Source organism: Streptomyces sp. DSM 15324, from assembly GCF_001514285.1.
Classification (GTDB): Bacteria; Actinomycetota; Actinomycetes; order Streptomycetales; family Streptomycetaceae; genus Streptomyces.
This window is the reverse complement of sequence record NZ_KQ949028.1, coordinates 471,955-498,920: the sequence shown is the minus strand read 5'-3', so window position 1 is coordinate 498,920 and position 26,966 is coordinate 471,955. Positions and strand designations below refer to the sequence as shown.

At 73.9% G+C, this 26,966-nt stretch carries 19 protein-coding genes and 1 pseudogene; 10 read left to right on the top strand and 10 right to left on the bottom strand.

Translation table 11 applies throughout. From position 1 onward, the window contains the following. The first annotated feature begins 25 nt into the window (after positions 1 to 25). The gene (locus AQJ58_RS21825) at positions 26 to 760 is read left to right on the top strand and encodes a DUF6585 family protein (protein ID WP_067252495.1); all 735 of its coding nucleotides are present in this window, start codon (positions 26 to 28) and stop codon (positions 758 to 760) included. Here the strand turns inward: AQJ58_RS21825 and AQJ58_RS21820 are convergent. After that, entirely contained in the window at positions 757 to 2,649 is a 1,893-nt protein-coding gene (locus tag AQJ58_RS21820; protein WP_067252493.1) for an ABC transporter ATP-binding protein, read from the bottom strand. The two genes, AQJ58_RS21825 and AQJ58_RS21820, sit on opposite strands and share 4 nt — an antisense overlap. A 147-nt stretch (positions 2,650 to 2,796) precedes the next feature. Here AQJ58_RS21820 and AQJ58_RS21815 point away from each other — a divergent pair, with 147 nt between their 5' ends. Then, entirely contained in the window at positions 2,797 to 3,756 is a 960-nt protein-coding gene (locus AQJ58_RS21815; RefSeq protein ID WP_420712173.1) for a lysylphosphatidylglycerol synthase transmembrane domain-containing protein, read from the top strand. Positions 3,757 to 3,986: 230 nt separating this feature from the next. Next, positions 3,987 to 5,087 carry a mechanosensitive ion channel family protein gene (locus AQJ58_RS21810; protein WP_067252491.1) on the top strand — a complete coding sequence of 367 codons (1,101 nt, stop codon included), beginning with the start codon at positions 3,987 to 3,989 and terminating at the stop codon, positions 5,085 to 5,087. Positions 5,088 to 5,152: 65 nt separating this feature from the next. Here AQJ58_RS21810 and AQJ58_RS21805 read toward each other — a convergent pair whose 3' ends face one another. Next, entirely contained in the window at positions 5,153 to 6,718 is a 1,566-nt protein-coding gene (locus AQJ58_RS21805) for a M1 family metallopeptidase (RefSeq protein ID WP_067252490.1), read from the bottom strand. 218 nt (positions 6,719 to 6,936) lie between these two features. On the opposite strand from AQJ58_RS21805, the gene AQJ58_RS21800 reads away from it, so the two are divergent. From AQJ58_RS21800 to metX, 3 genes are all read left to right on the top strand, one after another. Beyond that, on the top strand, positions 6,937 to 9,156 hold the full coding sequence (locus AQJ58_RS21800; RefSeq protein WP_067252488.1) for an NADP-dependent isocitrate dehydrogenase: 2,220 nt from the start codon (positions 6,937 to 6,939) through the stop codon (positions 9,154 to 9,156). A 193-nt stretch (positions 9,157 to 9,349) separates the two neighbouring features. Beyond that, positions 9,350 to 10,660 (top strand): bifunctional o-acetylhomoserine/o-acetylserine sulfhydrylase, encoded by a 1,311-nt coding sequence (locus tag AQJ58_RS21795; protein WP_067252487.1) that lies wholly within the window; start codon positions 9,350 to 9,352, stop codon positions 10,658 to 10,660. Next, positions 10,661 to 11,827, top strand: coding sequence for a homoserine O-acetyltransferase MetX (metX, locus tag AQJ58_RS21790; RefSeq protein ID WP_079079090.1), 1,167 nt, complete (start codon positions 10,661 to 10,663; stop codon positions 11,825 to 11,827). It abuts the gene before it with no gap. Here the strand turns inward: metX and AQJ58_RS44560 are convergent. Continuing rightward, positions 11,805 to 12,145: pseudogene (locus AQJ58_RS44560) on the bottom strand (DUF5713 family protein). The gene metX and the pseudogene AQJ58_RS44560 sit on opposite strands and share 23 nt — an antisense overlap. Before the next feature lie 98 nt (positions 12,146 to 12,243). Here AQJ58_RS44560 and AQJ58_RS21785 point away from each other — a divergent pair. Beyond that, positions 12,244 to 13,044: an N-formylglutamate amidohydrolase gene (locus AQJ58_RS21785; RefSeq protein WP_067252485.1), complete on the top strand. Its 801-nt coding sequence runs from the start codon at positions 12,244 to 12,246 to the stop codon at positions 13,042 to 13,044. A 15-nt stretch (positions 13,045 to 13,059) separates the two neighbouring features. Here the strand turns inward: AQJ58_RS21785 and AQJ58_RS21780 are convergent, their stop codons facing one another. From AQJ58_RS21780 to AQJ58_RS21770, 3 genes are read right to left on the bottom strand one after another with little or no spacing between them, the layout of a single operon-like run. Beyond that, positions 13,060 to 13,617: a hypothetical protein gene (locus AQJ58_RS21780; protein WP_234360163.1), complete on the bottom strand. Its 558-nt coding sequence runs from the start codon at positions 13,615 to 13,617 to the stop codon at positions 13,060 to 13,062. A 5-nt stretch (positions 13,618 to 13,622) separates the two neighbouring features. Continuing rightward, the gene (locus tag AQJ58_RS21775; protein WP_199844642.1) at positions 13,623 to 14,261 is read right to left on the bottom strand and encodes an RNA polymerase sigma factor; all 639 of its coding nucleotides are present in this window, start codon (positions 14,259 to 14,261) and stop codon (positions 13,623 to 13,625) included. A 19-nt stretch (positions 14,262 to 14,280) separates the two neighbouring features. After that, on the bottom strand, positions 14,281 to 15,693 hold the full coding sequence (locus AQJ58_RS21770; RefSeq protein WP_067252482.1) for a S8/S53 family peptidase: 1,413 nt from the start codon (positions 15,691 to 15,693) through the stop codon (positions 14,281 to 14,283). A gap of 335 nt (positions 15,694 to 16,028) precedes the next feature. On the opposite strand from AQJ58_RS21770, the gene AQJ58_RS21765 reads away from it, so the two are divergent. Further along, positions 16,029 to 18,593 carry a CHAT domain-containing protein gene (locus AQJ58_RS21765; protein WP_067252659.1) on the top strand — a complete coding sequence of 855 codons (2,565 nt, stop codon included), beginning with the start codon at positions 16,029 to 16,031 and terminating at the stop codon, positions 18,591 to 18,593. A gap of 69 nt (positions 18,594 to 18,662) precedes the next feature. Here the strand turns inward: AQJ58_RS21765 and AQJ58_RS21760 are convergent, their stop codons facing one another. Next, positions 18,663 to 20,477, bottom strand: a complete 1,815-nt coding sequence (locus tag AQJ58_RS21760) for a LuxR C-terminal-related transcriptional regulator (RefSeq protein ID WP_067252480.1) — start codon at positions 20,475 to 20,477, stop codon at positions 18,663 to 18,665. 96 nt (positions 20,478 to 20,573) lie between these two features. Between AQJ58_RS21760 and AQJ58_RS21755 the strand changes: the two genes are divergently transcribed. Continuing rightward, on the top strand, positions 20,574 to 21,659 hold the full coding sequence (locus AQJ58_RS21755) for a beta-glucuronidase AbsR1 (protein ID WP_067252478.1): 1,086 nt from the start codon (positions 20,574 to 20,576) through the stop codon (positions 21,657 to 21,659). Positions 21,660 to 21,848: 189 nt separating this feature from the next. Further along, complete coding sequence (locus tag AQJ58_RS21750; RefSeq protein ID WP_199844640.1) at positions 21,849 to 23,342, top strand: MFS transporter; 1,494 nt, start codon at positions 21,849 to 21,851, stop codon at positions 23,340 to 23,342. 28 nt (positions 23,343 to 23,370) lie between these two features. Here the strand turns inward: AQJ58_RS21750 and AQJ58_RS21745 are convergent, their stop codons facing one another. Genes AQJ58_RS21745 through AQJ58_RS21735 form a run of 3 tightly spaced genes read right to left on the bottom strand, consistent with a single transcriptional unit; the run spans position 23,371 to position 26,964 of the window. Next, positions 23,371 to 24,516: an LLM class flavin-dependent oxidoreductase gene (locus tag AQJ58_RS21745; RefSeq protein WP_067252477.1), complete on the bottom strand. Its 1,146-nt coding sequence runs from the start codon at positions 24,514 to 24,516 to the stop codon at positions 23,371 to 23,373. Continuing rightward, the gene (locus AQJ58_RS21740) at positions 24,509 to 25,591 is read right to left on the bottom strand and encodes an LLM class flavin-dependent oxidoreductase (RefSeq protein WP_067252475.1); all 1,083 of its coding nucleotides are present in this window, start codon (positions 25,589 to 25,591) and stop codon (positions 24,509 to 24,511) included. The genes AQJ58_RS21745 and AQJ58_RS21740 overlap by 8 nt, the downstream gene beginning before the upstream one ends. After that, on the bottom strand, positions 25,588 to 26,964 hold the full coding sequence (locus tag AQJ58_RS21735; protein ID WP_067252474.1) for an NtaA/DmoA family FMN-dependent monooxygenase: 1,377 nt from the start codon (positions 26,962 to 26,964) through the stop codon (positions 25,588 to 25,590). The genes AQJ58_RS21740 and AQJ58_RS21735 overlap by 4 nt, the downstream gene beginning before the upstream one ends. Between the last annotated feature and the right edge of the window lie 2 nt (positions 26,965 to 26,966).

The following is a 26,966-nucleotide window of genomic DNA, read 5'->3' as shown; positions in this document are numbered from 1 at the left end:
CGGGGACGGCTCGAAAGGTGTCCTCATGACCACACCCGTCCCCTCTCCCGAGGTCTCCGCACTGGCCGCCCGCCACGGGCTGGGCGCGCTGCGGGCCGTGTTCGCGCCGAAGCGGATGAGCAGGTGGATGTTCGCCGCCCACCTCTTCAACACCTTCTACCTCTCGCTGCTCTTCCTCGTCCCGGGCGTCCTGTACTACTGGTGGCAGGCCCGCCACCACGCCGGCTTCAGCCCGCGGCAGTCCCGCAAACGGCTGCATCTGTTCGAGCAGGGTCTCGTGGTGGACCCGCCGGTCGGCAGGGGTGCGGTCGTCCTGCGCTGGGACTCCCTGCGGCTTCAGCAGGACATCACCCAGCTCGTCTTCAACGGCCGCCCCGCCCCGACCCGGTACGTCTACACGGCGAGCGCGCCGGGCCAGGGGTCCGTACGGATCACCGAGTTCTACGAGGGCCCCGACGTCTGGGGCCCCTTCCTGCAGGAGGCCGTCCTCGCGGCCCAGGGCCCGGCGGTGCTGAAGACGCTCCAGGACGGCGGGACGGTCTCCTTCGGGGTGCTCGACCTCTCCCGCGAGGGGCTGTCCGCCCCGAAGAAGGGCCGGCTCCCCTGGGCGGAGGTCCGGGAGGTCCGGGTCGCGGGAGGCCTGGTCTTCGTCACGCGGTCCGGCGACTCCGTCCGCTGGTCCCACCACGCCGTCAAGGACATCGTCAACCTCCATCTGTTCCTGGCCGCGGTCGCGGCCCTGCGGGGAGAACCCGTCTAGGCGACCGGCTCCGGCTCGGGTTCCTGCCCGGGCACCGGCTCCTCGAACTGGGTGCGGTACAGCTCCGCGTAGCGTCCGTCCGCCGCGAGGAGGGCCTCGTGGGTGCCGCGTTCCACGATCCGTCCGGCCTCCACGACGAGGATGAGGTCGGCGGCGCGCACGGTGGACAGGCGATGGGCGATGACGACGGCGGTGCGGCCGGCCAGCGCCTCGGTGAGGGCCTCCTGGACGGCCGCCTCCGAGGTGTTGTCGAGGTGGGCGGTGGCCTCGTCGAGGACGACGACCTGCTGGCGGGCGAGGAGCAGCCGGGCGATGGTCATGCGCTGGCGTTCGCCGCCGGAGAGCCGGTAGCCGCGTTCGCCGACGACGGTGTCGAGGCCGTCGGGCAGGGAGCGGACGAGGCCGTCGAGGCGGGCGCGCAGCAGCGCGTCCCACAGCTCGTCCTCCGTGGCCTCGGGCCGGGCGAGGAGCAGGTTGGCGCGGACCGTGTCGTGGAAGAGGTGGCCGTCCTGGGTGACCATGCCGAGGGTGGCCCGCAGCGAGCCGGCGCTCAGGTCGCGGACGTCGACCCCGCCGATGCGGACGGCACCGCCGTCGATGTCGTACAGGCGCGGCAGGAGCTGGGCGATGGTCGACTTCCCGGCGCCGGAGGAGCCGACGAGCGCGACGGTCTGGCCGGGTTCGGCGCGGAAGGTCACGCCGTGCAGGACCTCCTCGCCGCCGCGGGTGTCGAGGGTGGCGACCTCCTCCAGGGAGGCGAGGGAGACCTTGTCGGCCGACGGGTAGCCGAAGCGGACGTCGTCGAACTCGACGGACACCGGGCCCTCGGGGACCGCGCGGGCGTCGGGCTTCTCCTCGATGAGCGGCTTCAGGTCGAGCACCTCGAAGACCCGCTCGAAGCTGACCAGGGCGCTCATCACCTCCACGCGCGCCCCGGCGAGCGCCGTGAGCGGCGCGTACAGCCGGGTCAGCAGGAGGGCCAGGGCGACCACGGCGCCCGGTTCGAGGGTGCCGTTCAGGGCGAGCCGACCGCCGAGGCCGTAGACGAGGGCGAGGGCCAGGGCGGAGACGAGGGTGAGGGAGGTGAGGAAGACCGACTGGGCGGTGGCGGTGCGGACGCCGATGTCGCGGACGCGGGCGGCGCGGGCGGCGAACTCGGCCGACTCCTCCTCGGGGCGCCCGAAGAGTTTGACGAGGGTGGCCCCCGGTGCGGAGAACCGTTCGGTCATACGGGTGCCCATCGCGGCGTTGAGGGCGGCGGCCTCGCGCTGCATGCCGGCCATCCGGCGGCCCATCCGGCGCGCCGGGATCACGAAGACCGGCAGCAGGACCAGGGCCAGCAGGGTGACCTGCCAGGACAGGGTGAGCATGACGGCGAGCGTGAGCACCAGGGTGACCAGGTTGGACACCACACCGGAGAGGGTGTTGCTGAACGCGCGCTGCGCGCCGATCACATCGTTGTTGAGTCGGGAGACGAGCGCTCCCGTACGAGTACGTGTGAAGAACGCGACCGGCATTTTCTGCACATGATCGAACACTGTCGTGCGCAGATCGAGAATGAGTCCCTCCCCGAGCGTCGCCGACAGCCTCCTGCCGAGGATGCCCAGCGCCGCCTCCAGGACCGCGATGAGCGCGATGAGCAGCGCCAGCCGCACCACCCGGTCGGGGTCGCCGTGCGACACGATCGCGTCGACGACCCGGCCGGCGAGTACGGGAGTGGCGACCGCGAGCAGCGCGGTCACCACCCCGAGCAGCACGAACAGCGTCATACGGCGGCGGTGCGGCCGCGCGAACGCGCCGATGCGGCGCAGCGTGGCGGGGTCGAAGGGGCGGCGTTCCTGCTGGGAGTTCATGACGCTGTACAGCTGCGTCATGGCTACGGCGTCCATGCTCATGGGAGAAACCGTAGAACCTCGAGCTTTGTTGAGGTCAACCCGTATGCGAAGGCACCCCCGAAGGACCCGATGACCTTACGTAATGCGCCGTCCCCGCTTCCGCAACCCGCCGTTGGGACCGCGCGGAGAACCTCTCTCCCTGTGACAGCGGTTCCGCTCCCCCCGCTCCCCCGGCGCCTGCCCCTGCGCCGGGTCCTGTGCCTGCTCCCGCTCCTGCTGGTCACCGCGGTCGCGGTACGCCACCGCTCGGTGCTCGCCGAGGGCTTCGGCCATCTGCGCACCGCGCAGTGGCCCTGGCTGCTGGCCGCGGCCGGGGCCACCTGTCTGACCTGGGTCGCCGCCGCCGTCACCCGGCAGGGGGCGGTGGTGCAACCACTGCCCCGGCTGCGGCTGCTCGCCACGCAGTTCGCGGCGGGCGCGGCCAACCATCTGCTGCCGACGGGGCTGGGCGCGAGCGCGGTCAACCTGCGGTTCATGACGGTGTGCGGGGTGCCGCTGGCCCGTTCCTCGGCCGCCCTCGCGCTGTATCTGCTGGCGGAGGGCGTGGCCCGGGTGGGGCTGCTGGCCACGCTGCTGCTGCTCTTCCCCGACGCGCTGCGGCTCGGCTCGCTGCTGCCGCACGGGGCGGTCGGGCCGCTGCTGGGCGCGCTGGGGGCGGTCGTGCTCCTGGCGGCGGCCGCGCTGGCTCTCGTACGGCGGCTGCGGACGGCCGTGTTCTCGTTCCTGCGCACCGCGCTCGGCGAGGCCCGTTCGGTGCACAGCTGCCCGGCGAGGGCGGCGGCCCTGTGGGGCGGCTCGCTGGCGTTCCCGGTGCTCCAGGCGGCCGGACTGGCGGCGGTGGGGCAGGCGTTGGACCTGCCGGTCCCGCCGGCCCACATGGCGGTGGCCTACCTGGCGGCGACCGTGGCGGTGGCCCTGGTCCCGACCCCGGGCGGCATCGGCTCGGTGGAGGCGGCCCTGATCGTGGCCCTGGTGGCGGCGGGCGGCCCCCTGGCTCTGGCCACCGCGGTCGTCCTCACCTACCGCGTCATCACCGTGTGGCTGCCCCTCGTGCCGGGGGCGGTGACGCTGGGGGCGCTGGTGCGCTGGAAGGTGATCTGAGCGCCCCGTGCGGGCGGGCCCGGGCCCATGCCCGGAAGTCGCCGCCCCGGACGTCCCCGGCGTTGCGAACCGCCGTGCCCCATACGGCAGGATGGACGACCGTGCCCGTTCACGGACGGGCACGACCGCACATCCCGTGAGCAAGCAGGTGACTTCGTGACGAGACTTCACATCCGGCCGTCGGCGGGCGTCTTCGCCCACCCCGCGGAGCGAACCGCCGGCGGTGACCGGTGAACCGCGCGCTGACCCTGGACGACCTCGTCCTCGCCGGGATCGCCCTGGCCACCGGGTTCCTCGTGGCCTTCCTGTCCCGCACGCTGCTGCGCTGGCTGGGCAAGCACGCCAAGCGCACCCGGTGGAGCGGCGACGACGTCATCGTGGACGCGCTGCGCACGGTGGTCCCGTGGGCGGCGATCGCGGGCGGCGCGGCGGCCGCGGCGGCGGTGCTGCCGCTGACGAAGGCGGTCCAGCACACCGTGAACCAGTGCCTGACGGTGCTGCTGATCTTCGTGGTGACGGTGTCGGCGGCCCGCGTGATCGCCGGTCTGGTGCAGGCGGTGACCCAGTCCCGGTCCGGAGTGGCCGGCTCCGCCACGATCTTCGTGAACATCACACGCGTGCTCGTGCTGGCCATCGGCTTCCTGGTGATGCTCCAGTCGCTCGGCATCTCCATAGCCCCGATGCTCACCGCGCTGGGCGTCGGCGGTCTGGCCGTGGCGCTGGCCCTCCAGGACACCCTCGCCAACCTGTTCGCGGGCATCCACATCCTCGCCTCGAAGACCGTGCAGCCCGGTGACTACATCCAGCTGAGCAGCGGCGAGGAAGGGTACGTCGAGGACATCAACTGGCGTCAGACCACGGTCCGGGCGCTGTCCAACAACCTGATCGTGATTCCCAACGGGCAGCTCGCCAAGGCCAACATGACCAACTTCATGCGCCCCGAGCAGAAGTTGACGGTCCTGGTGCAGGTGGGCGTGGCCTACGACAGCGATCTGGAGCACGTGGAGCGGGTGACCATGGAGGTGGTCGCCGAGGTGATGAAGGAGATCGCCGGCGCGGTTCCGGACCATGAACCGGCCGTGCGCTTCCACACCTTCGGCGACTCCCGGATCGGCTTCACGGTGATCCTGGGCGTCGGCGAGTTCAGCGACCAGTACCGGATCAAGCACGAGTTCATCAAGCGGCTGCACCGGCGCTACCGCGAGGAGGGCATCCGGGTCCCGGCCCCGGCCCGCAACATCTCGCTCCAGCAGGGCGCGGTCGTGATCCCGCAGCAGCGGACCGGCGCCGTCGAGGCGGACGGAGGCTCCCCCGCCCGCCTCGACAACTGACCCGGAACCAAACCGTCGTTCGGATCATGATGGCGGCCCAGCCGACGTGATCCGGACGACCGGCCCTACAGCGTCGCCGAGTTCTCGTGCCGGCGGGCCCCGGAGTTCCTGCGCGGGGCGGTGAGGGACGGGGGCACCGGGGTGACCGTCCAGTCCGGGTGGCCGGGCATCCTCGGGGTGCTCGTGCCGTACAGCCAGTCGCGCAGGAATCCGGAGACGTCCTGGCCGGAGACCTCGCAGGCGACGGCGATGTAGTCGTCCGTGGACGCGGCGGAGTTGCGGAAACGGGCCAGGAACGCCCGCTCCACCGCGTGGAAGGCGTCCTCGCCGATCAGTTGCCGCAGGGCGTACAGGACGAGGACGCCGCCCAGGTAGCGCTGGCTGTCGAAGAGGTTGGCCGCGTTCGGGGCGGCGACGGGGCCCGAGCTGCGCCGCCACTGGTCGCCGCGGGCGTACGTGTCCTTCATCCGGGCCTCGAGCGTGGTCAGGCCCAGCGAGTCCGGCCAGCCGCGCTCGTAGCGGTAGAGCAGTCCGTAGAAGTCGGCGTGTCCCTCGTTGAGCCAGAGGTCGGCCCAGGTGGCGGGGGAGACGCTGTTGCCGAAGTAGGAGTGGACCAGCTCGTGCATCATGTGCGAGCCGATCTTCGGCTCCGCCTGGAGCAGGAAGTTCGGCTTGTACAGGGTGAGGGTCTGGGTCTCCAGGCCGGTGAAGTCGAAGGCGGCCGGGTCGTCCGAGTTGCAGGGCAGCAGGCCGTACGTCTCGAAGGGGTAGGCGCCGAGGCGCTGTTCGAGCCACTCCACCAGGCCGGGGGTCAGGGCGAGCGCGGGCTCCAGGGCCTCGGCCCGGGCGGTGGGGACGACGTCGCGCAGCGGCAGCCCGTGCGGGCCCTGCCGGTCCTTGACGACGTAGTCGCCGACCGTGATCTGCACCAGCTCGGTGGCGATCGGGGAGCGGGAGCGGTAGGTGTACGCGGTCCGGTCGCCGGCCAGGTTCTCGGTGCACACCAGGGTGCCGCTCGCGACGGCCTTCAGCGCGGCGGGGACCGTGATGCGGACGGTCAGGCCGGCCTTGTCGGACGGGTGGTCGTTGCAGGGGAACACGGTGTGCGCCGAGTCGGGCTGCGGGCACAGCGCGAACCCGTCGGGAGTGGGCACCCAGGCGGTGTGCGGGAGGGCGCGGCGCGGGTCGGCCGTGTAGGTCACCCGGAGCGTGGCCCGGGCGCGGTCGCCCAGCGCGCGGGCCGGCGCGATCCGCAGCTTCTCGTCCACCTGTTCGAACTGTGCCGTGCGGCCGTCGACGCTCACGGACGCGATGTCCAGGCCGAGGGCGTCCAGGGAGAGGCGGGACAGACACCGGGTGGTACGGATCTCCAGCGTCGCCGTGGCGTCGACCAGGGCGGTCGTGGCGTCGTAGGAGAGGTCGAGGTGGTAGGAGGCGACCCGGTAGCCGTCGTTGCCGAGGGCCGGGAAGACCGGGTCGCCGAGGGTCTCGGGGGCCGGGGCGGGTGCCGTCCCGGCCCCGTCCGTGCCGCCGCCCGCGGGTGCCGCCTGGGCCGTGTTGCCCCCGACAACGACGGCCGCGGTGCCGATGAGGGCCGCGGCGGGGCCCGTCACTCTGGTGCGATATCTCATGGTCCGCTTTCGCTCGGGCGGCCGGATGGTCGGTCCGGCCGGTGGAGGAGGTCGACTCTCTACCCCCTGGACCACCTGATCCGGCCGATCGGTTGCCCGTACGGCGGACATCGCGGCGGGAAGGTGTGAGCGGACCCCGGCGGACCCCTGTCGAGCCCGCCCGCGTCACGAGATATCTTGATGTCGAGCAATGTTGCAGACGTGGAGCGGAGCACCCGGTGACTGACTCGACCATCATCTATACGCACACTGACGAGGCCCCGGCCCTGGCGACGTATTCCTTCCTGCCGGTGGTCCAGGCATACGCCTCGCAGGCGGGTGTCGCCGTGACCACGCGGGACATCTCGCTGGCCGGGCGCATCATCGCCGTGTTCCCGGAGTACCTGACCGAGGACCAGCGCATCCCGGACGCGCTGAGCGAGCTCGGCGAACTGGCCAAGACGCCCGAGGCCAACATCATCAAGCTGCCGAACGTCTCGGCGTCGATCCCCCAGCTCAAGGCCGCCGTCGCCGAGCTGCAGAGCAAGGGCTACGCGCTGCCGGACTACCCGGACGACCCGAAGACCGACGAGGAGCGGGAGATCCAGGCCCGCTACGACAAGGTCAAGGGCTCCGCGGTGAACCCGGTCCTGCGCGAGGGCAACTCCGACCGCCGCGCCCCCGCGTCGGTCAAGAACTACGCCAAGACCCACCCGCACCGCATGGGCGCCTGGACCCCCGAGTCCAAGACCAACGTGGCGACGATGGGCGAGAACGACTTCCGCTCCACCGAGAAGTCCGTGGTGATCTCCGAGGCCGGTTCGGTCAGGATCGAGCTGGTCGCCGAGGACGGCACCACCACCGTCCTGCGCGAGTCCGTGCCGGTCCTCGCGGGCGAGGTCGTCGACGCGTCCGTGCTGCACGTGGCCGCGCTGCGCGAGTTCCTCACCGCGCAGATCGCCCGGGCCAAGGCCGAGAACGTGCTGTTCTCGGTGCACCTGAAGGCCACGATGATGAAGGTCTCCGACCCGATCGTCTTCGGCCACGTGGTGCGTGCCTTCTTCCCGAAGACCTTCGAGCGCTACGGCGCCGTGCTCGCCGCCGCCGGCCTGTCCCCGAACAACGGTCTGGGCGGCATCCTGGGCGGCCTCGCCTCCCTCCCCGAGGGCGACGCGATCAAGGCCTCCTTCGACGCCGAGCTCGCCGAGGGCCCCGCCCTCGCGATGGTCGACTCCGACAAGGGCATCACCAACCTGCACGTGCCGTCCGACGTCATCGTCGACGCCTCGATGCCGGCCATGATCCGTACCTCGGGCCACATGTGGGGCCCGGACGGCCAGGAGGCGGACACCCTCGCGGTGCTGCCGGACTCCTCCTACTCCGGCGTCTACCAGGCCGTGATCGACGACTGCCGCGCGCACGGCGCCTACGACCCGTCGACCATGGGCTCCGTCCCGAACGTCGGTCTGATGGCGCAGAAGGCCGAGGAGTACGGCTCCCACGACAAGACCTTCGAGATCAAGGCCGCGGGCACGGTCCGCCTGGTCGACCAGGCCGGTGACGTCCTGATCGAGCAGCCGGTCGCCGAGGGCGACATCTTCCGCGCCTGCCAGACCAAGGACGCCCCGATCAAGGACTGGGTGAAGCTCGCCGTCACCCGCGCCCGCGCCACCGGCGACCCGGCCGTCTTCTGGCTGGACGAGACCCGCGCGCACGACGCCAACCTGATCGCCAAGGTCAACGCCTACCTGCCGGAGCACGACACCGAGGGCCTGGACATCCGGATCCTCGCCCCCGTCGACGCCACCAAGCTGTCGGTGGAGCGCATCCGCCGCGGCGAGAACACCATCTCGGTGACCGGCAACGTGCTGCGTGACTACCTGACCGACCTCTTCCCCATCCTGGAGCTGGGCACCAGCGCCAAGATGCTGTCGGTCGTCCCGCTGATGGCGGGCGGCGGTCTGTTCGAGACCGGCGCCGGCGGCTCCGCGCCCAAGCACGTCCAGCAGCTGGTCAAGGAGAACTACCTGCGCTGGGACTCCCTCGGCGAGTTCTTCGCGCTCGTGCCGGCCTTCGAGCACTACGCCACGGCCACCGGCAACGCCCGCGCCCAGGTCCTCGCCGACACCCTCGACCGCGCCACGGCGACCTTCCTCAACGAGGACAAGTCCCCGACCCGTCGCGTCGGCGGCATCGACAACCGGGGCAGCCACTTCTACCTGTCCCTGTACTGGGCGCAGGAGCTGGCGCGCCAGAGTGACGACGCGGAGCTGGCCAAGGCCTTCCAGCCGCTCGCCGAGACGCTCACCGCGGCCGAGCAGACCATCGTCGACGAGCTGAACGCCGTCCAGGGCGAGGGCGCCGACATCGGCGGTTACTACCAGCCCGACCCGGCGAAGGCGGCGGCGGTCATGCGTCCGTCGGCCACCTGGAACGAGGCGCTCGCGTCGCTGAGCTGACCCGCTCCCGCTCCCCCGTGCCCCGGCCGGCAACTCCCGGCCGGGGCACGGCTTTTGTGTCGACCGTGTCGACTGTGTCAGTCGGATGTCATGTTTTTTACAGATCGGTTCGGGCCCGTCCGGCCGTGCTTTCCTCCTCGCACGTCCCCCGCTCTCACCCCGCACGCAGAGCACGAGGAGCACGAGGAGCACCATGAGCACGCAGTCCGACCCCTCGGCCTGGTCGTTCGAGACCCGGCAGATCCACGCCGGAGCCGCCCCCGATCCGGTCACCGGCGCCCGCGCCACCCCGATCTACCAGACCACGTCCTTCGTGTTCCGGGACACCCAGCACGCCGCCGACCTGTTCGCCCTCGCCGAGCCGGGCAACATCTACACCCGGATCCACAACCCCACCCAGGACGTCCTCGAACAGCGGATCGCGGCGCTGGAGGGCGGCGTGGCCGCCGTCGCGCTGGCCTCCGGGCAGGCGGCGGAGACCCTCGCGATCCTCACGGTGGCGAGCGCGGGCGACCACATCGTGTCCAGCACGTCCCTGTACGGCGGCACGTACAACCTGCTGCGGCACACCCTGCCGAGGTTCGGCATCGAGGTGTCGTTCGTGGACGACCCGGACGACGCAGAGGCCTGGCGGGCGGCGATCCGGCCGAACACCAAGGCGCTGTTCGCGGAGTCGCTGGGCAATCCGCGCGGCAACGTCCTCGACATCCGCGCGGTCGCGGACGTGGCGCACGCGGCGGGTGTCCCGCTCATCGTGGACAACACCGTGCCGACGCCCTACCTGGTGCGGCCGATCGAGCACGGCGCGGACGTCGTCGTGCACTCGGCGACCAAGTTCCTCGGCGGACACGGCACCACGATCGCCGGTGTGGTGGTGGACGCCGGCACCTTCGACTTCGGCGCGCACCCGGAGCGCTTCCCCGACTTCAGCGAGCCCGACCCCAGCTACCACGGCCTGCGCTACTGGCCGGCGCTCGGCCCGGGCGCGTACGCGATCAAGCTGCGGGTGCAGCTGCTGCGCGACCTCGGTCCGGCGCTCTCCCCGCACTCGGCGTTCCTGCTGCTCCAGGGGGTGGAGACGCTGAGCCTGCGCATCGAGCGGCACTCGGCGAACGCGCTGGCGCTCGCCGAGTGGCTGGAGCAGCGGGACGAGGTCGCCGCCGTCCACTACGCGGGCCTGGAGTCCAGCCCGTGGTACGACGCGGGCCGCAGGTACCTGCCGCAGGGCGCGGGCGCGATCGTCTCCTTCGAGCTGCGGGACGGCATCGAGGCGGGCAAGCGGTTCGTGGACGCGGTGGAGCTGTTCAGCCATCTGGCGAACATCGGCGATGTGCGCAGCCTGATCATCCACCCGGCCTCCACGACCCACAGCCAGCTCGACGAGGAGCAGCTGGCGGCGACCGGGACCTCCCCGGGCCTGGTGCGGCTGTCGGTCGGCATCGAGAACCTCGCCGATCTCAAGGCCGACCTGGAGGCCGGTTTCCGCGCCGCCAAGGGCGCCTAGGTGACGCTGCCGAAGGAGGTCGCCCTGCCGCCGGCCACCGGGGCCTGGCGGGAGGGGGACCCGCCGGGGCGGCGGCGCTGGTACCGGGCCGAGCGGCCCCTCGCCCTGGAGGCCGGCGGTGAACTGCCGGGCGTCCGGCTGGCGTTCGAGACCTGGGGCAGCCTCGCCCCCGACGCCTCCAACGCCGTCCTGGTCCTGCACGCGCTCACCGGGGACAGCCATGTCGCGGGGGCGGCCGGACCGGGGCATCCGACGGCCGGCTGGTGGGACGCCCTGGTCGGTCCGGGGCGGCCGCTGGACACCGACCAGTGGTTCGTCGTCGCGCCCAATGTGCTCGGCGGCTGTCAGGGCAGTACGGGCCCGGCCTCGGCGCGTCCCGACGGGCGCCGCAGCTGGGGCGGGTCCTTCCCCTTCCTGACCCAGCGCGACCAGGTCGCCGCCGAGGCGCACCTCGCGGACGCCCTCGGCGTGGCGCGCTGGGCGCTGGTCGTCGGCGGCTCGATGGGCGGGATGCGGGCGGTGGAGTGGGCCGTGTCCCGCCCCGAGCGCGTCGGCGCCCTGCTGCTGCTCGCCACCACGGCGGCGGCGAGCGCGGAGCAGATCGCCTGGGCGCAGATCCAGACCGGGGCCGTGCGCGCCGACCCGCACTGGCAGGGCGGCGACTACCACGACACCGGCCGCGGCCCCCACACCGGGCTCGGTCTCGCCCGCCGGCTCGCCCATGTCACCTACCGCAGCGAGCCGGAGCTGGAGACCCGCTTCGGCCGTGCGCCCCAGGGAAGCGAGGACCCCTGGCGGGGCGGGCGCTACCAGGTGGGCTCGTATCTCGACCACCACGCGGCCAAGCTGGTACGGCGGTTCGACGCGGCCAGCTATGTGGTGCTGTCCGAGGCGATGAACGCGCACGACGTCGGCCGGGGCCGGGGCGGGGCGCGGGCGGCCCTGCGCCGGGTGAGCGCGCCCACCCTGGTGGCCGGCGTGGACTCCGACCGGCTCTATCCGCTCGCCCAGCAGGCCGAGCTGGCGACCCTGATCCCGTCCGCCGACCGGCTCCGGGTGATCGGGTCGCCGTACGGCCACGACGGGTTCCTGATCGAGACGGACCAGGTCGCCGCGCTCGTGCGGGAGATCCTCGGGCCGGCGGTCACCAGTCCCGGGTGGCGATGAGCTCTTCCAGTCCGCGTCGGCGAAGCCGTAGGCCCGGGCGACGAACCAGAAGTCCTCGGCTCTCTCCTCCCGGGCCACCGTCTCGATCTCGCTGCCGGCCTCCCAGAAGGCGTCCTGGAGCTCGTTGAACTCCTCGGTCGCGGCATGCGTCAGGGTGTACAGCCCGTCGAGGTCCGCGGGCCGCTCCGCCTCGACGCGCTCGCACAGGCGGAGCAGGACGGCCCGGCCGCGGTCCACGACGGGGTCGGGGTAGGAGGCGTCCCGGTACAGCGCCTTCAGGAACGCGTGCCCCGCCACCTGCTCGTTCGTCACTGCCATGCCCGTCCCCGCCCGCGCGCCCCGTCGTGTTGTGATGGCTGGTGCAGCCACACCACCGATCATGCAGCACACCACCGACAACGCCCCGGAGCCGCCCGATGCCCCCTGCCGCAGCCGCCCCCTCCTTCGCCCTCCTCCCCGGAGCGGCCGCCTCGCCGGTGATCCTGCATGTGCCGCACGCGGCGCGGGAGATACCGGCCGGGGTGCGGGCGGGCATCGTGCTCGACGACGCGGCGCTGGAGCGGGAGCTGGACCACATCACCGACGCGCACACCGACGCGATCGCCGGGGAGGCGGCCCGGCTGGCGGAGGTGACGCCCTGGCGGTTCGTCAACCGGCTGTCGCGGCTGGTCGTCGATCCGGAGCGGTTCCCGGACGAGCGGGAGGAGATGCGGGCCGTGGGGATGGGCGCCGTGTACACGCGGACCACGCACGGGGAGGCACTGCGGGGCGACGGCCACGACCCCGGGCCGCTGGTCGAGCGCTACTTCCGGCCGTACGCCGACGCCATGACCGAGGCGGTGCGGGAGCGGCTCGCGGCCGTCGGGCGGGCGGTCGTGGTCGACGTGCACTCGTATCCGACCGAGCGGCTGCCCTACGAGCTGCACGGCGCGGGGTCGCGTCCGCCGGTCTGTCTGGGCACCGACGCCTTCCACACCCCGCCGGAACTGCTCGCCGCCGCGCGGGCCGCGTTCGCGGGCGTCGGGCGGACCGGGCTGGACAGTCCGTTCGCCGGGACGTACGTCCCGCTGGAGCACTACGGGCGCGAGCCCGCGGTGTCCGCGCTGATGGTCGAGATCCGGCGGGACACCTACATGAGCGAGCCGGGCGGGCCGGCCGGGGCGGGACTGCCCCGGCTGGCCGCGGCCCTCGCGGCCCTGGTGGACGCCGTCTCCTGAGGGCGGCCGTCCCGGTCAGGCCCGCATCCACTCCGTGACGACCACCTCGCCGCCGGTCCGCAGCCGCAGGGCGAACGGGCCGGTGGGCGGGGTGGGGCAGGCGAAGCGGCCCATGGCGTCGGCGGTGAGCGCGGCCCCCGCGCGCGGGCCGTGCAGGACCTCGACCGACGCGGACTGCGGCGGCAGCAGCTGCCCCAGCAGGCCGTCCTCGGACACCTCCACGTCGACCGTGAGGCCACCGCTGTGGAAGGTCAGCATCCGCGGTACGTCCCCGGCTCCCCTGACGGGGATCGCGTCGGTCAGCGAGTCGAAGGTCAACTCGGCGACCCGGGCGTCCAGGTCGTGCAGCGCGTACGCCTCGACGGCGATCCGGCGCAGCTCAGCCGGGACCGGATCGAGGATGGCCACGGTCTGGCGCAGCTCCTCCTCCAGGCTCCCGAGGTCGAACTCGTCGTCCTCGAAACCCTCCTCGAAGCCGTCGTTGAGCCCGTCGTCCACCCGGCCGTCGGCCCGGTCGCCGAACCTGCCGCCCAACCGGTCGTCGAACCGGTCGCCGAACCTGTCGTCACTCATGCCGTTCACCGTGCTCCCCGTGCGTCGAGTCGGGCCCGCAGACGGCGCAGACATCGCTGGCGCATCGGCCCGATGCTGCCGACGGCGATGCCGAGCGCGCTCGACACCTCCTGGTAGCTGGGCGGGGGCGAGGAGACCAGCACCCGCAGCAGCTGCCGGCAGCGGTCGCCGAGCGCTTCGAGCTCCTGCCACAGGAAACGGACGCGCTCGCTCTGCGCGGCCGCCTCCTCCGAGTCGAGGACCGACTGCTCGGGCGTCGGTTCGTCGCTGGCGCGGTCCAGCAGCTGCGGATCGTCGGTCGGTGTCAGCCGTCTCGAACTCTTGAGCACCTTCAGGCACTCGTTGCGCGCGGTGCTCGCGAGCCACGAGCCCGCCTTCTCCGGCTCGCGGATCCGGCCGAGGTGCTGGGCGAAGCGGAACCACACGGTCTGGTAGACCTCGTGTCCGTCGGCCTCGGAGAGCCGGTGTGCGCGCACGACCGACCACACCAGCGGACTCAGCCCTTCCACGAGCGCCTTCCAGGCCGCCGTTTCGCCGTCGACGGCCGACCGGACGAGCGCGCCGACATCTGTACGGTCCACGGCCCCACCCCTCGTGTACGGCCTGTCATCGTACGCCGTGACGGGTGCTCCTTCGGACCTCATGCGGTTCCCGCCGGCCCGCTCAGGACGCGCCGACCGGGGCCGGACGCCAGCCGGCCGGGCGCAGCGCCGGGACGTGCGCCCCGCGCACCTCGGCGAACTCGGCATTGTTTTCGAGCAGTTGACGGGCGGCGGCACGGGGATCGGTCTCCTTGTTCGCGGTCATGTGGGCGGCGACGAGCCCGGCGACCAGGGGGGTGGCGAAAGAGGTCCCGCTCCAGGAGGCGAACCCCTCGAACATCACCTGGTCCGGCTTGCCCGAACCGTCGCTCAGCACGCCGGTGTGGCGCGGGGAGCGGCAGGTGCAGGCGTACCCGAAGCCGTAGCGGCAGCTGTCGTAGGTGGAGTGCTGGTAGACGTACGGGACAGGGGTGGCGAAGCCGGTGAGGGCGCCGGTGAGGCGCTCGCCGGGGGCGTAGACCCGGACCCAGGGGCCGTGGTTGCTGAAGCAGGCGCCGAACTCGCCGTCGGCGCGCAGCGCGCCGACCGACAGCACGGCGTCGGCGTACTCGGGAAGCGAGCCGTAGGCGGCCGGCCAGAAGGGGGTGGCGCTGGCGTTGTTGCCGGCGGCCGCCACCAGGAGGGTGCGCTGGGCGCGCAGGGCCCGCAGGAAGGCGTCGAGGCCGAGGAGTCCGTCGGGCCTTCCGTTGGAGGTGCCGGCGGAGAGGCTGAGGATGTCCGGCCAGCCGCCCTGCTCCACGGCGTCGAAGAGCTTCTCGCCGAACTCGTCCTCCAGAACGGCCCCGCAGTCGTTGAGCGTGTTCCGCACGGTGACGTCGGTGTGGGGCGCGACGGCCGCGACCAGCGAGGCGATGAACGTGCCGTGGCCGACGTACTGCTGGAGGACGCCCTCCTCGTCGGTCTCGCGGATCTGGAGGTCGCCGTCGGTGCGGGCGAGCGGCGGGTAGGAGCGGTAGTCGTGCATCAGGCCGGTGTCGACCACCAGGACGCCGACGGCGGAGTCCGGGTCGTGACCGCCCTCGGCCGGGGCGGGGTTGGGCAGACCGGCGGCCGGGGCGGGCACGGGCTCGTCGCCGGGGCAGGCGTTGACGGCGATCGACACCACGTGGTTGCGGCTGACCAGGCGGCGTCCGGTACGGCCCTCCGCCTCGCGCAGGGCGCGCACGGCGCCGGCGACGGCGTGGTCGGCGGTGCGGTCGCCCCGGCCGGGGTCGCCGACCCGGATGCGGGTGATGCCGGAGCGGTTGGTGCGCGGTCCCGCGCGCCGGACGTCGTCGGCGGTCAGGCCCTCCGTCGCGGTGAAGTGGGCGCGGACGGTGTCCTCGACGACCTGCGCCTCCTCTCCGTCACGGGCGAGGACGACGCCCTTCTCGTAGATGAACTCGGCGGAGTCGTCGGGTCCCATCGCGAGCGGTACGCCGGGCAGCGCGCGCTGGATCTGGTCGAACTGTTCGTGGAATCGCCGTGGTGCCATGCCGTGTCCTCCCCCTGGCCGGTGGGTCGTCAGTGTGATCCGCCGGGCGGTCCGCTGATACAGGTGGTGCGACGGCGGGGACGGTGGTGCGGTTGCGGAACGGGGTGGCGTACTTGTGTGCGTACGCCCCGCCCTGGCGCCCCGTCCCGGCGCCCCGCCCTGCCGTCCCCCGCCGTCCCCCGCCGCCCTGCCGCGCTGCCCTGCCCGCCTCCCTCCCTCCTCCCCCCGACGGCGACGACGGCCGATACCGCTCCCGACCGGTGTGGCCTGCCGTGCGGAGCACTACCATCCGTGGAGTGACAGCGGGAAACGACCCGGTTCTCGAACTGCTGCCGATGGTGTTCGCCGCCCCCAACGACGCGTTGTCGCGGGCGCAGGGGGTGCTCGACACCGATCCGACGCCGTTGCGCGCCTCGGTCGCGCACCAGGTGATCGGCATCTGGCAGCGCGACTGGGGCGACATGCGGCTCGCCCTGGACCATCTGCGGCGCGCCCGCGACCTGGCGGCGCGCGCGGACTCCGCGGAGCGCGAGGCGGACGTGCTGGCCACGCTCGGGGTGGCGCTGGTGCACGCCGGCCGCACCCGGCAGGGCCTGACGGCCTTCGAGCGGGGGATCGCGCGCGGGACGGGCCACACCCGCGCGCGCGTGCTGTACCGGCGGGCCTACTCGTGGTGGGTGCTCGGGCACCACCCGGAGGCGCTGGAGGACGTACGGCGGGCGATCCCGGTGCTGCGGCAGGCGGACGACGTGATCTGGACGGCGCGCGCGCTGACCCTGCGCGCCACCGTGCACCTCGCGCTCGGGGCGGTGGAGCGGGCGGAGGCGGACTTCACGGCGGCCGAGGCGCTGTGGGACACCACGGGCCAGGAGCACGACAAGGCGGACGCGGTGGAGAGCCGGGGTCTGGCCGCGTTCCGCTCGGGGGACGTCCCGGCGGCGCTGCGGCTCCTCGACGAGGCCGAGGAACGGTACGCCAAGCTCGGCACGCCCACCTTCATGCTCAACATCCGCCGCTGCGAGGTGCTGATGGCGGCCGGGCTGGCGCCGGAGGCCCTGGCCGAGGCGGACGCGGCCACGGCGGTCCTGGACGGCATCGGCGGCCAGTCCACCCGTAAGGCGGAACTGCTGCTGGCCGCCGCCAAGGCCGCACGGCTGGCGGGCGATCCGGGTACGGCGATCGCACGGGCGGCGGTGGCGGTGCGGCTGTTCGCCGGGCAGCGGCGCACCTGGTGGGAGGCGCACGCCCGGCTCGTGCTGATCGACGCGCGCGTGGCGGCCGGGCGCGGTTCGGGGCGGCTGGTCGCCGACACGGTCAGGGTGGCGGAGCGGCTGTCGTCCTTCGGGGCACCGGCGGCGCCGGAGGCCTGGCTGCTGGCGGGCCGGATCGCGCTCGGCCTGGACTGGTCGGCGGACGCCGAACGGTATCTGGAGGTCGCCGCGCGCAGCCGGCGCAGCGGGCCGCCGCTGGCGCGGATGACGGGCTGGGCGGCCCAGGCGCTGCGGGCCCGGGCCACCGGGTCGGACCGGGGGGTGCTGGAGGCCTGCCGACGCGGACTCGCCGTCCTCGACGACCACCGTACGACGCTGGGCGCCTCGGAGCTGCGGGCCCGGGCCACCGCGCAGGGGGCCGAACTGGCCGCGCTGGCCCAGCAGGTGAGCCTGGAGCGGGGCGGGCCCCGCCGGCTGCTGGAGTGGAGCGAGCGCTGGCGGGCGACGGCCCTGTCCACGCCGCCGACCCGGCCGCCGGCCGATCCGGCGCTGCTGAGCGGGCTGACCGCGTTCCGGGTGATCGCGGCGCGCGCGGAGGAGGCCCGGATGGACGGGCGTCCGGTGCCCGCCCTGGAACGGGAGCAGCGGCGGCTGGAGCGGGAGATCCGCTCCCGGACCCTGCACATCCGCGGGCATGCGCCGGGGTACGGCGGCCGGTTCGACGCGGGCCGGCTCCTGGACCGGCTCGGTGACGGGCGGCTGGTCGAACTCGCCGTGCTGGACGGGCGGGTGCAGGTGCTGCTGTGCGGCGGGGGGCGGGTGCGGCGGTTCACCGGCGGGCTGCTGGCGGAGGCGGAGCGCGAGGCCGAGTACGTGCAGGCGGCGTTGCGCCGGCTGGCCCACCCGGGCGGGGAGGCACGGCTGCCGGTGGCCGAGGCGGCGGGGCGCCGGCTGGAGGAACTGCTGCTGGGCGAGGCGGCGCGGCTGCTGGGCACGGGGCCGGTGGTGGTGGTGCCCCCGGCGCGGCTGCACCGGGTGCCCTGGGCGCTGCTGCCCTCGCTGCGCGAGCGGGTGGTGAGCGTGTCGCCGTCGGCGAGCGCCTGGCTGCGGGCCCGGGACACCGAGCCGCCGCCGGGCGGCCGGCAGGTCCTGGTGCGCGGCCCGGGGCTGGCGACCGGGGGCGCGGAGGTGCCGGAGGTGGCGGGGCGGTACGGCAGGGCCACGGTGCTGGAACAGGCCGACGCGCACGGCAACCGGGTGCTGCGGGAGCTGGACGGGGCGGCGCTGGCGCACATCGCCGCGCACGGCACCTTCCGTGCCGACAGCCCGATGTTCTCGGCGCTGCGCATGGCCGACGGCCCGCTGATCGTCCATGACTTCGAGCGGCTCGCCCGCAGCCCGTACCGGATCATCCTCTCCAGCTGCGACACCGCCCGGCTCGCCTCGGTCGGCGCCGACGAACTCCTCGGTCTGGTCACCGCGTTGCTGCCCCTGGGCACGGCGGGTGTGGTGGCGAGCAGTGCGCCGGTGAACGACGCGGCGGTGGTGCCGCTGATGCTGGCGCTGCACAAGGGGCTCGGCGACGGCGCGAGTCTCGCCGAGGCGCTGCGCGACGCCCGGGCCGCCCTGCCGGGGGACGCGCTGCACCAGGCGACGGGGTGGGCGTTCACTGCGTTCGGGGCGGCGTGACCAGCCGCGGCCGCCAGGGCGGCGAGGAGCAGCGCCACGGCGACGAGGGCGAGCTCTTCACACGACGCCCTAGGCGGGCTGCTCCAGCAGGCAGGGCAGGGACGCCCGGTCGCCGGCGCCGAGGCGGGTGTAGGCGCCGTAGAGGTGGTTGCCGACCGTGCGGACGGACAGGGTGAGCCGCTCGGCGATCTGACGGTTACTCAGTCCGGCGGCGGCGAGGGTGACGATCTGCCGTTGCCGGGCGGTGAGTTCGCCCAGGGCAGGCCCGGACAGCGCAGGCGTGCGCGCGCCCGGGCAGCGGCGGGCCAGGGCGACGGCGCGGGTGCGGGCGGTGCGGGCGGCGGTGGGGTCGCGGTGGAGCCGTACCGCCTGGGCGTGCGCCTCCGCCGCGAACAGCAGGAACCCGCGCTCCGCCAGGTCCCCGGCGACCCGGTCCAGGGCGGGACCGTCGGCGTCGGCGAGGGCCCGGGCGTGCCGGGCGAAGACGCTGCCGGGCGGCAGGAGACCGAGGGCTTCGCCGGGGGCGCCGAGGCGTACGGCGGTGTAGGGGTCGCCGTCGCGGACCAGTTGCGCGCGGCCCGACTCCGCCGCCGCCAGGTCGAGTTCGCGCAGGCATGCCGCGTCCCGCGCCGCGCCGGCGAGGCCCTCCCGCGCCCAGGCCGCGGCCTCGCGGGGTCGGCCGCGCAGGCGGGCGTGGCGGGCGCGGACGGCCGCGTACCCGGGCGGGACGGTCTCCGCCTCGGCGACCAGCCACTCCCCCACCGGGGCCCGCCCGGAGCGGAGGTCGGCGCGGGCGATGCCGTCGGCCAGGGCGGCCGCCTCCGCGTCGAGGGCCTCGTCCAGGGGCCGGCGGCCGGCGGCCAGCCGGCGTGCGCGCAGCCGTCCGGCGGCGGCGCGCAGCACGGGACCGTGCAGCGGGTCGGCCAGGCGTACGGTCGCGGGCCCGCCGTCGTCCGCCTCGATCAGGCCCTCCCCCTCGGTCAGCCTCTCCCCCTCGATCAGGTCGTCCCGCTCGATCAGGCCGTCCCGCTCGGTCAGGCCGTCCGCCTCGATCAGGCCGTCCGCCTCCAGACGTTCGAGGACCCGCAGGTCGAGCGTGTCCACGGGCAGCGGCAGGGGCTCCGCGAAGGCGAGCCGGTCGAGGGTCTCGCGTTCCTGCGGGCACGGCCGGGCGAGGACGGGGGCGGCGCGTTCGCGGAGCGTGGGGGTCAGCGGGACCCGGCCGCGCCAGGCCTGCTCCCCGGTGCCGGGCACCGCGGTGAGCAGGCCCTCCTCGCGTACGGCGGCCAGCAGGTCGCGCAGCAGACGCAGGTCGCCCCGGCACAGACGGTGCAGCCGGCCGACGGTGAGGGGGGCGAGGGGACCGCCCGCGTCGGCGGTGAGCAACTGGGCGACGTCCTCGGCGGGGAGGGGCTCCAGGACCAGCCGGGGCAGCAGTTCGCCGGTCCACAGCCGGGTGACGGCGTCCGGGGCGGCGACGCCCTCGGTGACGACGACCAGGAGCCGGGTGCGGCCCCGGACGGCGAGTTGGTGCAGCAGCGCGGCGGAGGCGTCGTCGAGCAGATGGGCGTCGTCGACCAGCAGCACCCGCGTGTCGGACAGGAGCCGGACGGCCCGGTGCAGGGTGACGCGTTCGGGGAGCAGGTGGGCGAAGGCGGCGAAGGCGGTGCCCCGGGCGCCGGGGGTGCCGGCCACCCGGACGCAGTCGGTGGCGCGGACCGCCTCGGCCGCCAGCCGGGTGCGGCCGCAGCCCGCCGGCCCGGTGAGCACGAGGCCCGGCCGGCCCGCCGCCAGCGCACGGCGCACCAGCTCCCGTTCCTCCTGCCGGCCGGTGAACGGCAACGGGGGGCGCAGGGCCCCGGCATGCGTCTCGATCGTCGTCACGTCAGCAGGAGTCCGGTTGCTCGGGTCTGATACAGGCCGACTTGAGTAGCCCCCGACTCAGGCGCCCGGCCGGGCCGCCACGGCAGGCTGGGGCCCGTGACCGCCCGCTACTGCTCGCTCGCGCCGCAGCCGGCCCCCGCCTTCGCGCCGGGGCTGGCCGCCGAGCGGCTGGGCGCGCTCATGAGCGCGCGCCGGATGTGGGTCAACGGCACGGTCCTGCACTACCACTTCTTCGCCGGCGAGAGCGATGCCTCGGTGATCCAGGTGCCGGGTTCGGGGGGCACCCGGCGGGTGTCCTGGGTCGGCGGCGAGGCCCAGCGGGACGTGGTGCGCGACTGCTTCGGCGAGTGGGCCGGGCTGGGGCTCGGGGTGTCGTTCGCCGAGGTCGCCGACCGTTCGGAGGCGGAGCTGCGCATCGGCTTCCAGCAGGGGGACGGGTCCTGGTCGGCGGTGGGCCGGGACGCGCTGCTCGCGGGGCTCAACGAGCGGACCATGAACTTCGGCTGGGACCTGACCGCTCCCGGAGAGCGGGCGACGGCCCTGCACGAGATCGGGCACGCGCTCGGCATGCAGCACGAGCACCAGAGCCCGTTGGCCGGCATCCACTGGGACGACGAGGCGGTCTACGCCGACCTGGCGGGCCCGCCGAACCACTGGAGCCGGGACCGCACGTTCTTCAACGTCCTGCGCAAGCTGGACCCCGCCGAGGTCAACGGCTCGGTGTGGGATCCGCAGTCCGTGATGGAGTACCCCTTCGCGGCGGGGCTGATCCTGGAGCCGGAGCAGTTCCGGGGCGGGATCCACCCGCCGGGGGCGCTCTCCCCGCTGGACAAGGAGTTCGTGCTGCGCTGGTACCCGCCGCCGGAGGCGCCGCGGCCGCCGGCGCTGGTGCCGTTCCGCTCGGTGGCGCTGTCGCTGGGCCCCGGTGAGCAGGCCGACTTCACCGTGGAGCCGCGGGAGACCCGCACCTACACGGTGGGCACCTTCGGGGAGGGCGACACGGTCGTGGTGGTCTTCGAGGAACGGGACGGCGAACCCCGCTTCCTCGCCGGCCGGGACGACGGCGGCACCCCACTCAACGCCACGCTCAGGGCCCGCCTCGTCAAGGGCCGCCGCTACTTCGTGCGGGTCCGCCTGTACTCCGGCTGGGGTTCGGGCGAGACGGCGGTCATGTGCTGGTGAGCGGCACGGGACCGCGTACGGACCACTGTCCGGCGCCGGGGGAAGGGCCGGGGCTCGTCGCCTTCGGGGGAGGGAGACGAGCCCCGGCCGCACCGGCGTACGGGCCCGGTGCGAACGGCGTGTTGCGGTCGTGCGAACAGCCGGACGGGCGGCGGGACGGCGGGTCCCGCACGGTGTGATCATGACGGCATGCTCCCGGGAGAGGATCGCGCGGCCCGGCGGGTGCTGACGGTCTGTCTGGCAGCCGGGGCGACCACCCTGCTGGACCAGTCGGTCCTCAACATCGCCGTGCCGGCGCTGCGTCAGTCGCTGTCCGCCGGTGCCACGGACGTGCAGTGGATCGTCTCCGGCTACTCGCTCGCCTTCGGGATCGCCCTGGTGCCCGGCGGCAGTCTCGGGGATGCGCGCGGCCGCAGACACCTGTTCCTGCTCGGCCTCGCCGCGTTCGTCGTGTGCGGTGTGATCGCGGCCACCGGGACGCGGCCCGGCACGGTGGTGGTGGCCCGGCTGGCGCAGGGCGCGGGTGCGGGTCTGGTGAACTCCCAGGTGATCGGCACCCTCCAGGACGTCTTCCGGGGGGTGGACCGGGCGCGCGCCCTCGGTCTGTACGCCGTCACCGGCGGGGTGGCTGCGGCGCTCGGTCCGGCGCTCGGCGGTGCCCTGGTCGCGCTGTGCGGTCCGGACCCGGGCTGGCGGCTGTGCCTGCTGCTGAGCACGCCGTGCGGGATGCTCACCTGGTGGCTGGCGGCCCGCCGGCTGCCCCCGCCCCGGCGCCTCGCCGCGCCCGGCCGCCCGGACCTGTGGGGACTGGTGTGCGTCGCCGCGCTGACGCTGTCGCTGATGCTGCCGTTCATCAGGACGCCCGGCGGCGGCCCGGCCGTCGTGCTCTGGACGGCGGCCGCGCTCGCGGCGGCGGGCGCTCTGGTGCTGGGGCAGTGGTGGCGGGTACGGCGGGGCCGGGTGCCGCTGGTGCACCCGTCGCTGGTGCGGTCTGCGCCGTACGCGCTCGGCACGGTGGTCGCCATGGCGCAGTTCGGTTCGTCGATGGCGGCGGGCCTGGTGCTGACGCTGTTCCTGCAGAGCGGGCTCGGCCTGTCGGCGCTCACCACGGCGGCGGTGACCCTGCCGTCGGCCGTCGCCATGGGGGTGTCGTCGGCGGTGGCCTGGCGGGTGGTGCGCCGGATCGGCACGCACACGGTCACCGCCGGACTGGCCCTGGGGATCGTCGCGCTGCTGGGCGGCGCGCTGGCGGCGACGCGGCTGCCCGACGCCGCGCTGCCCGTGGCGCTGGCGGTGGTCCAGCTGGGCTCGGGGGTCGCGGGCGGTCTGGCCGTCTCCCCCAACCAGGCCCGGGTGCTCCAGCACGCGCCCGCCGAGGCGGCGGGGGTGGCGGGCGGCATCCTGCAGATGGCCCAGCGCATCGCCGCGGCGGTGTGCCTGAGCGCGGTCTCAGGGATCTATCTGCGGGGGTCGACGGGGGCGGAGGGGGCGCCGAGGACGGCGTTCGCGGTGGCGTCTTTGGTGTGCGCGGGGCTGCTGGGGGCGGGGCTGGTGCTGAGCGCGGTGCTGCGGCGGGAGCCCGCCGAGGCCGGAGGGCCGTCTCCGGCGGTCGCGCCCGAGCCCGTGACCGCCGCTCCGGCGAACCGCCGTACACCGAGACGTCCGCACGACCCGGCGGCGTGAGGCGCGTGCCGTCCCCGCCCCGGCCGCCCTACGCCGCCGGGGCGTGACCGCGTCTGCGCCACTCCTCGGCGAGGAGGGTGTAGGAGCGGACCCGGTCGGCGTGGCCGTGGGTGATCGTGGTGACGAGGAGTTCGTCGGCGCCGGTGGCCTCCCTGAGTTGTTCCAGCCGGTCGGCGACCGCGGCCGCGCTGCCGACGAACCGGGTGTCCAGGCGGTCCTGCACGAGCGCGCGGTCCTCCTCGGTCCAGGGGTGGGCGCGGGCCTCCTCGGGGGTCGGGTAGGGGATGGCGCCCTCGGCGGTGCGGATGCTGCGCACCCAGGGCCCGTAGCCGGCGGCGAGCTCGTGGGCTCTCGTGTCGTCCTCGGCGACCACGACGTCGGCGGAGACGCTGACGTAGGGCGCGGCGAGGGTGTCGGAGGGCTTGAAGCGGGCCCGGTAGGCGTCCACCGCCTCCAGTACGGTGGCCGGGCTGACGTGGTAGTTCGCCGCGAAACGCAGACCGCGGGCGCCCGCCGCCTCGGCGCTCTGCCCGCCGCTGCTGCCGAGGATCCACAGCTCCAGCTCGGCGCCCTCACCGGGCACGACGTGCGCCTCGACGCCCTCCGGGGAGCGGTAGGTGCCGGCCAGCAGGGCGAGGATGTCGTCGATCTGCTCGGCGTAGTCCTGGGGCTCGGCGTGCGGCAGGAGGAGCAGCTTGCGCTGGAGCGCGAACCGGGGTGAGCCGAGGATGCCTTCGAAGGAGAAGCGCGGCGGGATCAGCAGGCCGCCCGGGGCGCGGCCGTCCACGACCGGGGTGGCCGTGGGCGGTGGGGGTGTGGGCTCGACCTGCGGGCGGCCGCCCGAGCGGCCGAGGCCCAGGTCGAAGCGGCCGGGGTGCAGGGCGTCGAGCAGGCCGAACTCCTCCACCGTGCTGAGGGCCGTGCGATGGCCGAGCTGCACCGCTCCGGAGCCGAGCCGGATCGTGGAGGTGGCCGAGGCGGTGAGGGCGAGGACGACCGCGGGGGACGTACCGGCGACGCCCGGGTTGAGGTGGTGTTCGGCGAACCAGTAGCGGGCGTAGCCGAGGCGTTCGGTGTGCCGGGCCAGGTCGACGGAGTTGCGCAGGGCGTCCGCGGCCGTCGATCCGGAGGAGACCGGGACGAGGTCGAGGACGCCGAGGGGGATCTCAGGCATGGGCCGGCTCCTCGGTGGCGGGGCGCACCGGGCCCCAGGTGAACGGCGGGTCGGGTATCTCCTTGCGCAGCACCGGAGCGACCTGCGACTGGAAGAGCTCCAGCGAGTCGCGGTGGCGGCCGTCGGGGAGGCCGCCCGCGTCCGCGTGCAGATGCAGCACGGTGTGGCCGAGCCGCTCGTGGTAGCGGTGGACCTTGTCGATGATCTGCTGTGGGCTGCCGATGAGGGCGGAGCTGCGCTCGACGAAGTCCTCCAGTGTCTCGAAGACCACCGGCAGTCCGGTCCGCCTCTGGAAGGCCAGGTTCGCCTCGAAGACCGGCCGGTACACGTCGAGCGCCTCCTGGGAGGTGCGGGTCACGAGGAGTCCGGCCGACCCGGCGCCGACGGCGAGGGCGGCCGGGTCGTGGCCGTAGTGTTCCCAGCGTTCCCGGTAGTGGCGGATCAGTTCGGCGTACGGCTCGACGGGGTGGGTCACGTTCGCCGAGAAGAGCGGGTCGCCGTAGCGGGCGGCGAGGTCGACGGACTCCCGGCTGGTGGCGCTGCCGTGCCAGACCCGGACCGGCCGCTGGTACGGCCGCGGCCACACCTCGGCGTCCTTCAGCGGCGGACGGAAGCGGGTGTGCGCGGTCACCCTGTCGTTTCGCCAGATCCGCCGGAACACCTCGTAGCTCTCGGCGTTGCGCTCCCACTGGTCCTCGGGGGTGACCTGGAACAGCTCCCGCTGGGCGGCGCCGTTGCCCTTGCCGATGATCAGCTCCAGCCGGCCGCCCGAAAGATGGTCGAGGGTGGCGTAGTCCTCGTAGGCGCGGACCGGGTCGAGGAGGCTGAGGGTGGTGACGGCGGTGAACAGGCGGATGCGTCTGGTGAGGGCGGCGATGTGGCCGAGGACGACGGTCGGCGAGGAGGAGAGGAACGGCCGCTCGTGCCGCTCCCCCACGCCGAAGCCGTCGAAGCCGAGCTCCTCGGCGAGCAGGGCGTTGTCGAGCACTTCCCGGAAGCGGTCCTGGGTGGACTTCAGGACGCCGGTGACCGGGTCCGGGCGGTGCACGATCAGCGTGATGGCGAGGAACCTCACGACGCGGCCCGGTCGGCGGCCGTCTCGTCGTCCGGGTGGGCGAGGCCGAGGTGGTCGCGCAGGGTGGTGCCCTCGTACTCGGTGCGGAAGACGCCCTTCTCCTGGAGCAGCGGGACGACCTTGTCGGCGAACTCGTCGAGGCCCGTGGGGGTGATGTGCGGGACGAGGATGAAACCGTCGCCGGCATCCGCCTGGACGTAGTCGTTGATGGTGTCGGCGACGGTCTGCGGCGTCCCGACGAAGTTCTGCCGGTTGCCGGTCTCGATCACCAGGTCGCGGATGGACCAGTTGTTCGCCTCGGCGAGCTCGCGCCACTCGCGGGCGACGGCCAGCGGGTCCCGGTACATGCGGACCTGGGCGCGGCCCCGGGAGATGTGCTCCTCGCCGACCACCGGGTCGACGTCGGGGAGGGGGCCTTCGGGGTCGTACGAGGAGAGGTCCCGGTTCCAGACGAACTCCAGGTGCTTGAGGGCGGTCGCGCCGCTGACCTGGCGGCGGCGCACGTCCTTGGCGATCTCCTCGGCCTCGGCGTCGGTGTCGCCGAGGACGAAGCTGGCGGCCGGCAGGATCAGCAGCTGGTCGGGGCGGCGGCCGTACTTGGCGAGGCGGGACTTGACGTCGGTGTAGAACGCCTGGCCGGTCTCCAGCTGGGCGTACCGGCTGAAGATCGCGTCGGCGCTCGACGCGGCGAACTCGCGGCCCTCGTCGGAGTCGCCGGCCTGGAAGATCACCGGACGGCCCTGGGGGCTGCGCGGGACGTTGAAGCGGCCGTGGATGTCGAAGTGGTGGCCCTCGTGGACGAAGGAGCCGGCCTTGGCGTCGCTCAGGAAGGTACCGGTGGCCTGGTCGGCGACGATCTCGTCGCCCTGCCAGGAGTCGAAGAGTTCGGTGGCCGTGGCCAGGAACTCCTTGGCGCGGGAGTAGCGCTCGTCCTGCGGGAGGAAGCCGCCGCGCCGGAAGTTCTCGCCGGTGAAGGCGTCCCAGGAGGTGACGACGTTCCAGGCGGCGCGGCCGGCGGAGAGATGGTCGAGGCTGGCGAACTGGCGGGCCACCTCGTAGGGCTCGTTGAAGGTGGAGTTGATGGTGCCGGTCAGGCCGAGGCGGTCGGTGACGGCGGCGAGCGCGGCGAGGACGGTGAAGGTGTCGGGGCGGCCGACCACGTCCAGGTCGTAGATGCTGCCGCCCTGTTCGCGCAGGCGCAGGCCCTCGGCGAGGAAGAGGAAGTCGAACTTGGCGCGTTCGGCGGTGCGCGCGAAGTGGGCGAAGGAGCTGAACTCGATGTGGCTGCCGGCCTTCGGGTCGCTCCACACGGTGGTGTTGTTGACGCCGGGGAAGTGGGCGGCCAGATGGATCTGCTTCAGGGGCTTGCTCATGG

What these genes read in the sequence shown, in the direction of transcription:
- AQJ58_RS21825 (WP_067252495.1), top strand. Translation starts at nt 26, where the DNA reads ATGACCACACCCGTCCCCTCTCCCGAGGTCTCCGCACTGGCCGCCCGC.
- AQJ58_RS21820 (WP_067252493.1), bottom strand. Translation starts at nt 2,649, where the DNA reads ATGGACGCCGTAGCCATGACGCAGCTGTACAGCGTCATGAACTCCCAG.
- AQJ58_RS21775 (WP_199844642.1), bottom strand. Translation starts at nt 14,261, where the DNA reads ATGAGGTCCGAAGGAGCACCCGTCACGGCGTACGATGACAGGCCGTAC.
- AQJ58_RS21750 (WP_199844640.1), top strand. Translation starts at nt 21,849, where the DNA reads ATGCTCCCGGGAGAGGATCGCGCGGCCCGGCGGGTGCTGACGGTCTGT.
- AQJ58_RS21795 (WP_067252487.1), top strand. Translation starts at nt 9,350, where the DNA reads ATGAGCACGCAGTCCGACCCCTCGGCCTGGTCGTTCGAGACCCGGCAG.
- AQJ58_RS21780 (WP_234360163.1), bottom strand. Translation starts at nt 13,617, where the DNA reads ATGAGTGACGACAGGTTCGGCGACCGGTTCGACGACCGGTTGGGCGGC.
- AQJ58_RS21745 (WP_067252477.1), bottom strand. Translation starts at nt 24,516, where the DNA reads ATGCCTGAGATCCCCCTCGGCGTCCTCGACCTCGTCCCGGTCTCCTCC.
- AQJ58_RS21765 (WP_067252659.1), top strand. Translation starts at nt 16,029, where the DNA reads ATGGTGTTCGCCGCCCCCAACGACGCGTTGTCGCGGGCGCAGGGGGTG.
- AQJ58_RS21770 (WP_067252482.1), bottom strand. Translation starts at nt 15,693, where the DNA reads ATGGCACCACGGCGATTCCACGAACAGTTCGACCAGATCCAGCGCGCG.
- AQJ58_RS21785 (WP_067252485.1), top strand. Translation starts at nt 12,244, where the DNA reads ATGCCCCCTGCCGCAGCCGCCCCCTCCTTCGCCCTCCTCCCCGGAGCG.
- AQJ58_RS21805 (WP_067252490.1), bottom strand. Translation starts at nt 6,718, where the DNA reads ATGAGATATCGCACCAGAGTGACGGGCCCCGCCGCGGCCCTCATCGGC.
- AQJ58_RS21735 (WP_067252474.1), bottom strand. Translation starts at nt 26,964, where the DNA reads ATGAGCAAGCCCCTGAAGCAGATCCATCTGGCCGCCCACTTCCCCGGC.